Source organism: Mucilaginibacter sp. OK268 (assembly GCF_900103125.1).
In the GTDB taxonomy this organism is placed as follows: domain Bacteria; phylum Bacteroidota; class Bacteroidia; order Sphingobacteriales; family Sphingobacteriaceae; genus Mucilaginibacter.
In genome coordinates this window covers 32044-46110 of sequence record NZ_FNJV01000002.1, presented here as the reverse complement: position 1 = coordinate 46110, position 14067 = coordinate 32044, and the positions used below count along the sequence as shown (strand labels likewise).

Sequence of the window (14067 nt, the reverse complement as noted above, 5' to 3'; positions counted from 1 at the left end):
GGAAATATATTCCCGGGGGATCTTTATCTGGTATTACAAACTGTAAATAAATATTTTGCTGTTCTTGGCTGTGCCAAACCAAAGGTCTGATTTCATACCAGCAGCTACTGCCAAATATTGTTTACCGTTAACGGAATACGTAATCACACCGCCACCGTTAATGAGGTTTGTAGTGCCTTTCCAAAGGATTTTTCCGGTCGCAGCATCAAACGCATACACTTCGCCATTCATTGAAGCAGTAAAGACCAAACCACCCGCGGTTGGCGTAACACCTGCCAGGATAGGCCCGGTAGTATGGTATTTCCACTTTTCAGAACCATCTTTTGCATCAAAAGCTGTTAGCCATCCCGTAGCCAACTTGGGGTCATCAGTTACCAAATCTTTAGTCCCAAACCAATTAGAGCCAGGCGCAGGAATTCGATTTTTTACACTATCCAAAGGAGCTAATTTCGCTTTCAACCCCCAGTCATCCGCACCGGTATAGATAATGTTGGTTTGCGGATCGTAAGCAGGGCCATTCCATTCATTCCCCCCTAAATAGCCTGGTTTAAAATATGTAAAAAACTCACGAGAAAGTGCCACATCTGTATTGATACGGGTAGTTGTAGGTACTTCGTAAATCAAGGGAATAGTTTTTTCAGCTCCATTTGGGTCATTGGTAATTCCGGCAATATCCAATACGGATAGCAAACCGTTTTTATTTGCAGAAGCCACTAATTTTCTACCTTCTTTAGTTGTGAAAACTACGGGAGGAGCAGAAACATCCCAATCATGGATATCATTTTTCACCAATTGTTTTGAGGCTATAACTTTTCCTGTTTTGATGTCCAAAGCAATTAAATGGTTAAAGTACTTCAGATCTTCTCCTCTGGCTTCGATGTCAAAATCCGGTGCAGGATTTCCGGCCGGAGCATATAATATCCCTGTAGTTTCATCCAATCCGAAAGATGTCCAATAACCGCCACCCGAAACCGGAATCCCTGTAGAAGTTTTAGGATTATCGGCATAATTTGTAATTGTATTGAATTTCCAGATTACGTGACCATCACTGGCATCCAAGGCATAAACGTGCCCCGTAACTCCAACTAAATCACCTCCCGCTGTTCCTACGAAAACCATTCCTTTGTAAGCAATTGGCGCCATTGGAATTGCTACGCCAGGCTGACCGGATACGTCTAATTTCACATCCCAAAGTATTGAACCATCTTTGGCATTCATTCCCAGAACATGAGAGTCTGAAGTGCCACGAAATAATTTACCATCAAGGTAAGCAACACCTCTGTTTGCACCATAACCTGCAGTTGCCGCATTTGAGCGTTCTCTTTTCCAAACCAGGTTTCCTGTAGCCGCATTAACCGCGTAGGTAAACCTGTTTGTTGTGAAATACATAATGCCACTAACGACCAGCGGGCCGGTTTGGAAGCTATTGATATCTGTTTGCAGATCAAAAGAACCAACCAGTTTCAGGCTTGCTACGTTTGTGGCATTAATTTGATTGAGCGGTGAGTAGCGGTCACCAGCTAATGTACGGTTGTAAGATGCCCAATCACCTGATCCAGCTGTTTGTGCATGGACATTGCTTAAAAGCCCACCAACAAAGGCAATTGAAAGCATGCCCTGTGAAAAAAGGTTTTTTGTTGTTTTCATGATATTGTTTTTTAAATTAAGAATACTCTTAAAGCCGATGATATTTGTGATCATCGTTTTTTAGGTTTTTGTTTTCGTGAATATTTTACTGGAAATCAAACGATAGCTTTGTTAGAGCCGACATTTTTCAAATCAAAAGAATTTATCAAGTTGTTGAAAAGCAGAGTCGAACGCACTCAGAAAATTATACCGCAGTTTATAGACTTTTGGCAAATATCCAATCAACCAGGTCAGCAAGTTCCTTTTCACCCACGGTATGGACCATATCATATTCGTGATAGGTAATGTTGTTGGTTAAAGTTTGCAGATAAGCGAGTGCATCAGTCGCATAGGTTAAAGGCAATACGGGATCGTTTTTCCCATGGGCTATGAATATCGGCAAGCTTTGCAATTCTTCACCCGGCCTGATCAGCGGCTTAACTTCCGGTAACAGACGGCTGCTTAAAATGAATATTCCCGCCAATTTTTTAGGGAAAGTAAGACCAACACTATAAGACATGATACCGCCCTGGCTGAAACCGCCGAGGAAAACTTTTTTTTGGTCAATATCATATTTGTCGACCAACTGGCTGATAAATGTATTGATTACCAGGCGGCTCTTTTCAGCTTGTTCAGCATTAATTACCCGTTCGCCGTTGCTGAATCCTAATTCGAACCAGGTGTACTTTCCGGGAGAAATCGTATAAGGCGCTCTCGCCGAAACAATTACAAAATCAGGCGGAAATTGGTTTGCTAACCTAAAAAGGTCTTCTTCATTGCTGCCAATTCCATGCAATAAAAGAATTAACCCTGCCTTTTTTTCTGATAATTCTGCCTCACGAATCTTATATATGAGCATCAGCTCTTCGCCCTTCAGGGCATCTGTTTTAATTTCCATTATCATAATATATTTAATAATAATTACCCTGCCTGAAAACAGCGCATACTCAAACTGCCGAACTGGTAGCCTTCGTAGATGTGTTTTATCGGTTCGCTTTTTTCGATTAATCCTATCGCATACATCAAAGGCAGGTAGTGATCATTGGTTGGAATAGACATTCGTGCTGCTAAACCTGCTTTATCGTAGTTAATCAAAGCGTCGAAGTTCCGATGCTCTAATTGCTCCTTAACAAATCCGTCAAATTCAAAATTCCAATCGTACGGTTGGGCATCGATGTCCCGCCAAACAATCATTCGGAGGTTATGCACGATATTTCCGCTGCAAAGAATGAGTACGCCCCTGCGCCGCAGCGCTTTCAGCTGTTCGCCTAACCGGAAGTGGAAGGCCGCATCTTTTGAATAGTCCATACTCATCTCAAATACCGGCACGTCAGCTTCCGGCCAGATAAATTTTAATACTGTCCATGCGCCATGGTCAAGGCCCATATCATGATCTTCCATCACATCAGTAAGCGACACGAGTGATTTTAATTCCCGGGCCAATTCAGGGTGCCCCTGCGGTTCGTATTTAACACGAAACAGTTCATCGGGGAACCCGCCAAAGTCATGGATGGTACGTGGTGCCGGATTAACACTCACATAGGTGCCAACAGTTTCCCAATGTGCTGATATAACCAACACGGCACTTGGTTTATCTAAGCTTTGACCAAGTTTGGTCAGTGTCCGTGTGAAATCATTATCCCATAAGGCATTCATCGGATGACCATGACCGATAAATAACAAGGGCATAGTTTTTTCCCTCAATGGAAAATTCCCGGCAATAGTTGCCAGTTCCTGCAATTTCATATGTTTAATTTAAGCAGGCACACCATTTGGTATGCCTGCGGCGTATGCTGATTATTTGCCAAGACCAATTTGGTCAAGGTAAGCCTTGTTGTCCCAAAACAAATGTTCTTCGGTCATTACGCCATCTTTCCAGATTCCGATGGTAGCCATTGGGATATTGAATTTTTTACCGGTCGGTTGGATGAATTTACCATTGCCAATAGGCATAGGTTTGGTAAAAGTACCTTCGAAAACGCCGGTAACGGCTGTAAAGCTTCCTGAACCGAAACGGATAGGGTGCTGCTTGATACGGGTATCAGGCGCATAAACAAACAAAGCTTTCATGTCTTCGATATGTTTGGCCAGGCCAGTGGTTATATGACCATCCGGCCAGAATACTTTGATATTTGTGCCATGGCTTTCGTGGAAGCGTGCCCACTGCTGACCACTGAAGACGGTATAATCCAATGTGTCAAATGTTTTCAGGTGTCGTTGAACCAGTTTGTCGGCTGCTGTCAGTTGTTTTAACTGTTGCTGCATTTTAGCGATTTCCTGTTTTGATTGTGCTTTTACGGATAAAGTACCGGCGCTCACCATCAATAATAACATGGCTGCAATTCTTGTCAAATTTTTCATTTTTTTGATGTTTAAGTTTTTGTCTTATTGGACATCACAAAACTGGCCTTTAATTCACCATTCTCATTTGATGTATGGTAAGAAATAACCTTAACATAGGTTAAGATTTCGGGTAATCTTAGGAGGGGTGAGCGTGCTCCCAAAAATGGAAATAACGTCGTGCTCTTCGAGTAAGCATGTCGTACATCATCCGTTAAATGGATATTTCGGATGTCCTGGCCTCTATTCCGTGCGTTTCAGAGCGCCGAATTGTGTTTGTTACCCATAGAATTGGCATCAACAATCAATAAATTAATATTGTCAACGTGTTCCGGAACTTATCGTTTGTAATTCTGGAATGAGTGCTCAACGATTCCAGAATATTCACAGTATCGCCATAACTAATTTCGGCGCTGCCATCCTTTGTGGCCCAAAAGCCCGTTGTTTTTCTTTGCTAAATTGGTATTTTCAGGTTTATGGTCTGCGATGAACTGTAAACGCGCCATGTTGTCAACTAAGGATTTCTTTAAGACGGACTTTGCGCCGCCAAGTAATTGCGATAAAGAACCTTGCCAATTCTGATGCAGAGATACGCATGCCTCCATTCCAATAAGTAGGGACACTATAAAAAGGTATCAGTTTTAAAGTGTCACCAGTTTTATCTTTTGCGTGGCACGTTTTGATAGACGGGTCTCAGAAAGAAACCAGCCATGTGTTTTTTATTTTAGGGGCTTGAAAGTGATCTGCATACTGTATTCATATAGTTCATACCGGTTATCCGTTCCACAATGTAACCGCTAGCCCTGTGGCAATGTTGCAGTACTCCCGGTAAGCTCCTGATTTTTGTTTAAGATAGTTGTAACTTGAATATAATTTTCCGGTGAATGCAAAATAACTTTCTAAAAACGCACCTAAAGACGTAGGGCTATCACCTGCTAGTAACAAGGCATCTCCTTGAAAAAGATGATGCCAAAATGAAAGATTCCACTATTGACCGGAGTTTAAACTTTGCCCAGATAGATTTGATGTTGAACTGGAACCTGTAGGTGCAACTTTACCACGCCACAAAGGAAGCAAATCAGCCATCACTGGCCAGCCGGTTAAGTGTATCTATCTGGCTGAGTGCTCAGACTGAACACAGGTACAGTCCTGATGGCGGTAAGGGTATAGTGGAAATAAATATTGCTGAAACGGTATAGCCGAGTTCCAAAAAAACTCTATGGAGCTCTGTATTGGGGCACACTGGAACGATAGCTGCCCTTGTCGAAATGGCGAACAAACGATATGATGACCAGAAAATCCAGCAACACATTGATGAATTACATAATATTGTGAAGGTAGTGCCGGAATTTGCCAATTTAGAGGGATGGTTGTTTAAATATTTATCGTCTTTTAATTCAGAAACACGAGAAAAACGACATCCTGTTAGTATTTTCATAAAGATTACTTAATATTGAATTGTCTTTTTGTAATTTAAAACGATGTTGTGATCGAGATGGCTTTAAATTCCCCAGTTAATGAACGTGAATTATTGGCTAGTATAGCTGACGGGGATCACCACGCGTTTACATTGCTTTATAAGCAATACTGGCCTTTATTATATCTCCACGTTTACCGGATGCTTGATGATGAGGAATTGGCAGGAGATGTGGTGCAGGAAACATTCGCCTGGTTCTGGCAAAATGCGTCATCGATCCGTTTAACTGGGTCGATTTCATCCTATTTATACAGCGCGATACGAAATCATGTTTTTAACCTGATCCGTCGGGAAAAAGTTAAGTCGGACTATCTTAAAGATTTGTCCGTCTTTATAGAAGAGGGGTATTACCAGGTTGAAGATGAACTGCGGTATCAGGAACTGGTGAACGAGATTGAATCTGAAATTGACCGGATGCCATTGAGGATGCGGGAAGTTTTTAATCTGAGCCGCAAGGAGCTGTTATCCCATAAACAGATTGCGGAAAAATTGAATATATCAGAAAGTACGGTGCGAGAACAGGTAAAGCGGGCCTTGAAAATTCTGCGCGTGAAATTAAAGGACCGGCCTTATGTATTAATGGTTTTTATTCATTTGCTCCGGTAGGAGAACTTTAATTTGAAATTCGATTGATTTAATTCGATAAAATGCCGGATTTTAACTCATGGTAGTTTTAACGAATTATTTACTGTGTTTTTGTAGGTCTTTTTTTAATAATTGCAGAATTTATCTCCGCATATATCGAAATTTTCACAATTTCAATGCGCTTGATCAAAATAGATGTTTTTTTTTGATGTATTGTCCCCTAAAGGCTTTTGTTAAGTGCCTTACTGTTATTAATACCCATAGGAAGCATGACAAGTCAGGAAATTAAAGACTTAATTGAAAAATATCAAGATGGCATTGCCTCTCCACGCGAAAAAGGACTGTTGGAATCCTGGTATATTAATTATGCTCGAAATAAAAGCGATTTAAATTATCCAGCCGACTTGGAGGCAAAGATGAATCAGACTTTACCATTGATTTTATCACTTGAACAAAAGACACCCGTCAAGCACCGGGAGATCAGGAAATTGCTTTGGCCACGTATTGCCGCAGCCGCCTTGCTGCTTATAGGCTTATCCATTGGCGGCTATTATCTGTTGCCTGATGTTAAGAGGCAGCAAACTACGGCTACCCAAAAAGAAACGATTGTTCCCGGCCGTAACAAAGCGGTCCTGACCCTGGCCAATGGCAAGCAGATCAGTTTAACGGATGCTTCAAACGGGCAAGTGGCCACGCAACAAAAAACGGTGATCCTTAAAACCCCGCAAGGTCAAATCATTTACCAGGGGAGTTCGCAATCTTCCGGCATAGTACAGTATAATACATTGAGTACGCCAAGAGGCGCGCAGTGGCCTCAGATTATATTACCGGATGGGACGCGGGTTATGCTTGACGCGGCTTCAACGATTCGTTATCCGGTAGCCTTCACAGGGCCAGATAGGGTAGTTGAATTAACTGGGCAGGCATATTTTGAAGTAGCACATCATGCGAAGCAACCTTTTAAGATCAAAGTAGCCGGTATGACGCTGGAAGATATAGGAACAACTTTTAATGTCGATGCTTATCCGGAGGAAACTGCCACGAAAACTACCTTGGTTGATGGGAGCGTGAGAATAGTCACAAATGAAACTACGGTAATTCTCAAGCCAGGTTATCAGGCAGTTGTCGGCAAATCGCAAGCAATTTCAGTACTAAAGGCAGATGTAGGTGAGGTAATAGCCTGGAAGAACGGACAGACGTCATTCCAAGGAAAAACAATAGAAGAGATTATGCGCCAGGTGTCTCGTTGGTATGACGTAGACATAATTTACCAGGGAGCTCCTTCAAGTCGCAAATTCTCAGGTGGAATTTCGCGCCGGGTACAACTTACCGATCTGTTAAGGGTACTTGAATTCCAGGACCTCCATGTGCAACTCAGTGGCAAGAGAATTATCATAAAACCATAAATACAAACAATAACTCATAAATAGAACTGCCTATGAAGACATAACTACAAAAACTTCAAGGATAATCAACAAAGGCCGAAAGTGCGCTAACACCTCCGGCCAAAGTTCAGGTTAACCATCTTCCGCCCAGGGCGGAAAGAAAATCCCTATCGATTGAATATTTGAAAACCCAAACAAATCAAAAGTATGAATTTTTATATGCTTCGCCATGCCCTGCGCGAAAAACAGCAAACGCTATTTAAAACCCTACTCATTATGAAACTGACAGCATTCCTTCTCGTGGCTGTTTTCTTTCAGGCTACAGGCGCCATAACCAAGGCACAATCAGTTACGTTGAATGTAAAGAACGTTCCGATTACGAAAGTATTCGACGCTATTAAAGCCCAAACGGGTTATATTTTTATTTATGAATCTGATGTCTTAAATGGCAGCGGAAACGTTAGTCTGCAAATCAAAAACGCACCGTTAAGGGAAGTTCTTGACCTATGCCTGAAAGATCAGGAGCTGACTTATTACATATCGGCCAATGCTATCGGCATCAAGAAAAAAAAGTCAACTATTCAAGAGATAAAGAATATTTTGCAAATGGACATACGCGGTAGGGTTGTAGACGAGAATGGCCAGCCATTACCCGGAGTTACTGTAACTTTAAAAGGTGGCAGTCAGGTCACCACAACTGGCAGCGATGGTTATTTCTATTTGAGAGCCGTCAATGATAAAGCTATTGTTGTGATTACCAGTATTGGCTACGCAAAAATCGAATTGCCCGCTGCCGCTGATCTGGGCACCATTAAAATGTCGGTGAGTCAATCAAAGCTGGATGAGGTTCAAGTACTTGCTTATGGTACCACAACCCGCAAATTGAATACCGGCGCTGTAAGTTCCATAACTGCTGCCGAATTAGGGAAAGAAACAGTGACCAACCCGCTTACGGCATTACAGGGCCATATCCCGGGAATGCAAATAACCCAGGATAACGGATTGCCTGGAGGTGGTGTTCGGGTGAACATTAGGGGCGCAGGTACCGCAGCTGCGGCTGGATTAAGCTATTATACCGGCTTCACACCGTTATACATCATAGATGGTGTCCCTTTTACCATCATCAACGCTCAAACGCCTCCATCAGACAATTTGAATGCAGCTGGTTTAAGTGCTGCCAACGGCGGCATCAGTCCATTTAGTATGATCAATCCAGAGGATATTGAGCGTATAGATGTATTGAAGGACGCGGATGCAACAGCGATTTATGGTTCAAGAGGAGCGAACGGCGTGGTTTTAATTACAACCAAAAAAGGAAGTAATAGTCGTACCGTCGTTAATGTGAATTTTTACCAGGGTATAGAAAAAGTGTCACATTTCCTGGATATGATGAATACGCAACAATACCTGGCGATGCGAAAAGAAGCATACACGAATGCCGGTGTTACACCAACAGCTTCGAATGCCCTTGATTTAACGGTTTGGGATCAGAATGCCTATACTGACTGGCAGCGGTATTTTATGGGCGGGACATCGCATACTACTAATGCCACGGCAACAGTATCTGGGGGTGATTCACAAAGCAATTTCCTTTTCAGCTCAACCTACCGGAGACAAGGCACTGTTTTTCCCGGTGATTATACCGCCAATACCTTTTCAAACAGGTTGAGTGCTGGTCGTAAAAGTGCGAATGGGCGCTTCAGTATTGATCTGACCGCCAATTATAACTATATGGGCAATAATCTGCCGGCTACTGATTTAAGTACCTTGTATAATTTACCGCCTAACTATCCGATATTTAATGCCGACGGGTCACCAAACTGGACGCTGACGAATCCATTATCTTATTTTTTAAAAACATACAATGCAAAAACCAGTAACCTCCTTAGTAACCTAAACTTAGGTTACAAAGTGTTGGCCGGTCTTACATTGAAAGCCAATTTAGGTTATACATTGACCACTATCCACCAAACAGCCGTCAATCCTGCCAGTTCACAAAACCCGGCCACTGCTAATTCGGCTACAACCAGCAGATTAAATGTTTCTGATAATTCAACAAATAATTACATTATTGAACCACAAGCCCAATATCAAAGGAAAATTGGAGACGGAGACTTTGATGCAGTTGTAGGTACCACGTTTCAGCATATTAAATCGGATGGTGTTTATCTGACGGGTGCCGGCTTTACAAGTGATGCGTTAATCAATTCATTATTCGCGGCAACCTCAATAACCACTTTTAATAACTATAATTATTCCGAATATAATTATAACGCGGTTTTTGGAAGGCTCAAATACAGCAGGAAGGATAAGTATATTTTTGACGGCACATTCAGACGAGATGGCTCTTCCCGCTTTGGGGCGTCACACCGTTTTGGCAACTTTGGCGCCGTTGGTGCTGCCTGGATATTTACCCAGGAAGATTTTGTAAAGAAACTTAGTTTTTTAAGCTTCGGTAAGCTTCGTGCCAGCTATGGGTTAACAGGTAATGATCAGATTCCAAGTTACCAATATATTGCTACAGACAGGGCTGCCGGAGGAACGTCCAGCTACCAAGGTAACAGTGTATTGATTCAGAATAATATTGCTAACCCCGATTTACACTGGGAAACGACTAAAAAGTTAGATTTTGCTGTTGAATTAGGTTTCCTGAAAGACCGTATTTTACTTAAAGCAGATTATTACCGTAACCGAAACAGTGATCTGCTCACTTACCAGTCGCTGCCAACTCAGGCAACTTATTCGAGTGTTGTTGTGAATTTGCCGGCCATCGTACAAAACTACGGTTGGGAATTTGAATTAAATACGATCAATATCGCTGCTAAAGATTTAAGGTGGTCTTCCTCTGTCAACCTTACGTTTGCCCGCAATAAATTGCTTGAATATCCAAACCTGGCAAAATCTGGTTATAACTTTGTTATCGGCCAGCCGCTGGATATTTCGTTTCTATACCATTTTACGGGCGTTAATCCTCAGACAGGTTTGCCAACTTTCCAAACAACCGCTGCCAATGGAGTGCCGAGCTATAGCACCGATAGGATGATAGCTCCCTACGGCACACCTTTTTATGGCGGTATCAGCAACACCATCAGCTTTAAAGGTTTTCAGCTCGATTTTACCTTCCAGTTTAACCACCGCAATGGTTACCTGAATAATACCCTTTCAAGCAATTATAGCCCATATGGGTATTCCTATACTAATCAAAGTGTAGCGGTTTTAGATCGATGGACCAAAGTGGGTGATAACGCCGCGTTACCAATGGCCAGCGTAAACTCCAACTCTCTTTATAGTTCATTGGCCTCATCGGATTATAATTGGGGGGACGCTTCCTATATTAAGCTTAAAACCTTAAGCCTTAACTATGCATTGCCTAAAAAAGTAGTCAAGCACATCGGAATGTCTTCATTGTCGGTGTATGCACAAGGGCAAAATTTATATACCTGGGCAAAGCAAAAGTATACCTATGACCCAGAAACAACAGCCGCAGGTACAGGGGTGGGTTTAGGTACTGGTAACTACATTGCTACACCGCAATTACGCACAATGGTAATAGGTTTAAATTGTTCATTCTAAATATATAGATCATGAAATTATCAATAACATATTTAATAAAAAGGTATACACTTGGACTGGTTCTATTGGCAAGTTTTATATTTTCATCCTGCAGTAAGTTTGTGGCCACAGATACAGCGCCCTCATTGGTCTCAATTGGCGAGGTCTACAAAACGGATGCTACAGCTACTGCGGCGGTATCTGCCATGTATTCTTACAGCAACAATATCACTTTATTAGGCAATATCAGTTACTTAGATGGTATTTATGCTGATGAATTGCAATATACAGGTACATCGACAAACTTGCTGGAGTTTGCAGGGTCAAACATCTCATCAACAAATAGCAGTTCCGAAAGTAATTTCTGGACGTATTCTTATTATATGATAGGACAGGCAAACCTGGCCATTGATGGTTTGACAAATTCCACCACGCTGACTCCATCCCTTAAAAGCCAACTATTGGGAGAGGCTAAATTTTTCAGAGCATTTGCGTTTTTTTACCTCGCACACCATTTTGGTGGAGTTCCCTTATCATTAAGTGCAACCCAGATCGATAATGCATTTCTACCGAGATCTGCCGCTGATGAGATTTGGGCACAAGTAATTTCTGATTTAAAGGATGCAGAGGCATTACTACCAACCGCCTACGCCGGAACTAGCGGGCAAAGGGGGCGGGTAAACAAATGGGCCGCCGCTGCTTTACTAGCGCGTACCTACCTGTATAATAAGGATTACGTCAATGCGGAGGCTCAGGCCACACTGGTTATTAGTTCGGGGACTTATAGCCTGGATGCTTTAAGCAACGTGTTTATCAACACCAGTAAAGAAACCATATTGCAATTTGCAACCTACTATGGCTATTCCACATTTGGTCCAAACTATCGTACAACGACCTCAGCTACGACAGTGGCTCCCCCTATCTATGTATTATACCCGACATTTACCAATTCCTTTGAACCAGGCGACACCCGCAAAACCAGCTGGGTAGATTCAACTACTTATAATGCCGTTAAATATTACCGCATTAACAAATATAAATTGCCTACGGCCACAGCAGGTAACGAGTTTAACGTTATTTTACGTTTAGCAGAACAGTACCTGATTCGTGCTGAGGCAAGAGCCCAGCAGGTTAATATTTCAGGGGCTCAAAACGATTTAAATGTGGTTCGCAACCGCGCGGGGCTCGGCAACACCACTGCCAGCACCCAACCCCTACTTTTAACGGCAATTGCCAATGAAAGAAAAGTTGAACTATTTGGAGAACTGGGACAACGATGGATTGATTTAAAACGCACAGGACAAGCCGCTGCCGTGATAGGTGCTTTAAAACCTGCTACCTGGAAATCAACATCTGTGCTGTTACCTATCCCTTACAATCAAATTGTTTTAAATAACAACCTTATCCAAAACCCCGGATACAATTAATGATTATAAATAACCCGCTATTCTTAAATAGCGGGTTTTAATGATCTGATTAAAACTTTCGTCCTAGTACATCAAATGTTTGTAAGAGTTCGACATCAAAAAACATACACGATTAAGAAGAAATGATGAATGAATCAACATCAATATTTAAGAAAATGACAAAAAAACAAATATGCCGTATTATAATTCTGACACTGCTGATACCTGTGACCTTGGTTGTTGAGGTAAAGGCACAGAAAAGCATTACCATCGATAGTACGAGAAAATACCTTGATCGATTGATCGCTGTACAGCCGGCTGACACCATCTTAATAACCAATAAATTAAATGATCTGGTAGCCAGTAATGACGAAAAAAAGATGAACCTGACACTAAACTATTATTTCCGCCTTAAAAAATTGAAAATGATTGATTCAGTTGTTAAAATGGAAATCAAATTATTTCCTGAAGGAATTCAGGCCCGAAAAGTTGCAGAAGGAGTTGTTTATGAAAAGAAAACCGCAGCTGGTAAAGACTCGGCCTATAGGACCTGGGTTAAAAAATTCCCCCCGGAAAGGTTTGATAATGGAGAACTTGATGATAGGTTGATTTACGATTACGTAAGATACGGGATTTCCAATCAGTATGCTTTGGAAAAAAACAGTGCAAAAGCTATCGAATTTATAGAAATGCTTGAAGCGGATTTTTGGAAAGGTAATGGCTATGGCGGATTATCAGCAAATTTTCGAAAAAACGGTGATCTTCTCGATGCTGAACTTTATGCAAAAAAGGCAATGGAAAATGCATACCAATACATCGATGGTAAAAAAGGCAACAGTAATGCAGCCCGTTTTGCGGCTTCAGGCTACGCCGGTTTGACAAGTACTTATGCCGATATTTTGTTTGAAGAAAAGAAATACAGCGAAGCGCTTGTTTATAGTGAAAAGGCCTATAAGGGTACTAAGGAACTAAATCCGGGCATCAATGCCAGGCTCGCCGATATTTTGATCGCTCTCAACCGTAACAAGGAGGCTTATGATAAACTGGAAGAGGTTGTTAAAGGCGGTAAAGCTACGCCGGAGATGGCTGAAGTCTTTAAGTCGCTGTATGTTAAAGTCAAAGGCAGTGATGCGGGCTTCAGCGAATATTCGGCTGCGATAAGAAAGAGCTATATGGAGAATCTAAACAAAACTTTAACCAAAGCAATGGTTAAAGAACCTGCTGCCGGCTTTACCCTGACAGATCTGAATGGCAATAAGGTTTCCTTAGCTGATTTAAAAGGCAAAGTTGTTATTCTTGATTTTTGGGCTACCTGGTGCGGCCCTTGCAAAGCATCCTTTCCGGCCATGCAAATGGCGGTAGATAAATACAAGGATGATCCCAAAGTTAAATTCCTGTTTATTCATACCTGGGAAAAAACAGCTACGGCAACAAAAGATGCAGGTGATTATATAACGGGAAAGAAATATAGCTTTCAGGTGCTGATGGATCTGAAAGATCCGGAAACCAAAGAAAATAAAGTGGTAAGCAGCTATAAGGTATTGGGTATTCCTGCAAAATTTGTAATTGATGCCAATGGTAATATTCGCTTTAAATTAACGGGTTTTGATGGTAGTAACGAAGCGGCTGTTGATGAACTGTCCATGATGATTGATATGGCCAAAAGTAATTCGTAGCGGATAATATATAAATATCC

10 protein-coding genes are annotated in these 14067 nt (G+C 41.8%); 6 read left to right on the top strand and 4 right to left on the bottom strand.

Annotation, left to right across the window (positions count from 1 at the left end):
• Window positions 1–33 precede the first annotated feature (33 nt).
• The 4 genes from BLR84_RS06030 to BLR84_RS06015 form a co-directional block, all read right to left on the bottom strand.
• On the bottom strand, window positions 34–1647 hold the full coding sequence (locus BLR84_RS06030; RefSeq protein ID WP_176851967.1) for a pyrroloquinoline quinone-dependent dehydrogenase: 1614 nt from the start codon (window positions 1645–1647) through the stop codon (window positions 34–36).
• 196 nt (window positions 1648–1843) lie between these two features.
• Entirely contained in the window at window positions 1844–2524 is a 681-nt protein-coding gene (locus tag BLR84_RS06025) for an alpha/beta hydrolase (protein WP_176851966.1), read from the bottom strand.
• 23 nt (window positions 2525–2547) lie between these two features.
• Window positions 2548–3372, bottom strand: a complete 825-nt coding sequence (gene ygiD / locus BLR84_RS06020) for a 4,5-DOPA-extradiol-dioxygenase (protein WP_090465968.1) — start codon at window positions 3370–3372, stop codon at window positions 2548–2550.
• Window positions 3373–3423: 51 nt separating this feature from the next.
• Window positions 3424–3987 carry an ester cyclase gene (locus BLR84_RS06015; protein WP_218128227.1) on the bottom strand — a complete coding sequence of 188 codons (564 nt, stop codon included), beginning with the start codon at window positions 3985–3987 and terminating at the stop codon, window positions 3424–3426.
• A 1025-nt stretch (window positions 3988–5012) separates the two neighbouring features.
• Between BLR84_RS06015 and BLR84_RS29940 the strand changes: the two genes are divergently transcribed.
• The 6 genes from BLR84_RS29940 to BLR84_RS30485 all read left to right on the top strand — a co-directional run bounded on the left by BLR84_RS29940 (window position 5013) and on the right by BLR84_RS30485 (window position 14047).
• Window positions 5013–5165, top strand: coding sequence for a hypothetical protein (locus tag BLR84_RS29940; RefSeq protein ID WP_176851965.1), 153 nt, complete (start codon window positions 5013–5015; stop codon window positions 5163–5165).
• Between the two features lie 296 nt (window positions 5166–5461).
• A complete protein-coding gene (locus BLR84_RS06000) occupies window positions 5462–6049 on the top strand; it encodes an RNA polymerase sigma factor (protein WP_090465960.1) in 588 nt (195 codons plus the stop codon).
• A gap of 248 nt (window positions 6050–6297) precedes the next feature.
• Window positions 6298–7434 (top strand): FecR family protein, encoded by a 1137-nt coding sequence (locus tag BLR84_RS05995; protein ID WP_090465958.1) that lies wholly within the window; start codon window positions 6298–6300, stop codon window positions 7432–7434.
• A 186-nt stretch (window positions 7435–7620) separates the two neighbouring features.
• Window positions 7621–10986 carry a SusC/RagA family TonB-linked outer membrane protein gene (locus BLR84_RS05990; protein ID WP_090465955.1) on the top strand — a complete coding sequence of 1122 codons (3366 nt, stop codon included), beginning with the start codon at window positions 7621–7623 and terminating at the stop codon, window positions 10984–10986.
• Between the two features lie 11 nt (window positions 10987–10997).
• Complete coding sequence (locus BLR84_RS05985; protein WP_090465952.1) at window positions 10998–12392, top strand: RagB/SusD family nutrient uptake outer membrane protein; 1395 nt, start codon at window positions 10998–11000, stop codon at window positions 12390–12392.
• 155 nt (window positions 12393–12547) lie between these two features.
• Entirely contained in the window at window positions 12548–14047 is a 1500-nt protein-coding gene (locus tag BLR84_RS30485; RefSeq protein ID WP_218128225.1) for a TlpA disulfide reductase family protein, read from the top strand.
• Window positions 14048–14067 lie beyond the last annotated feature (20 nt).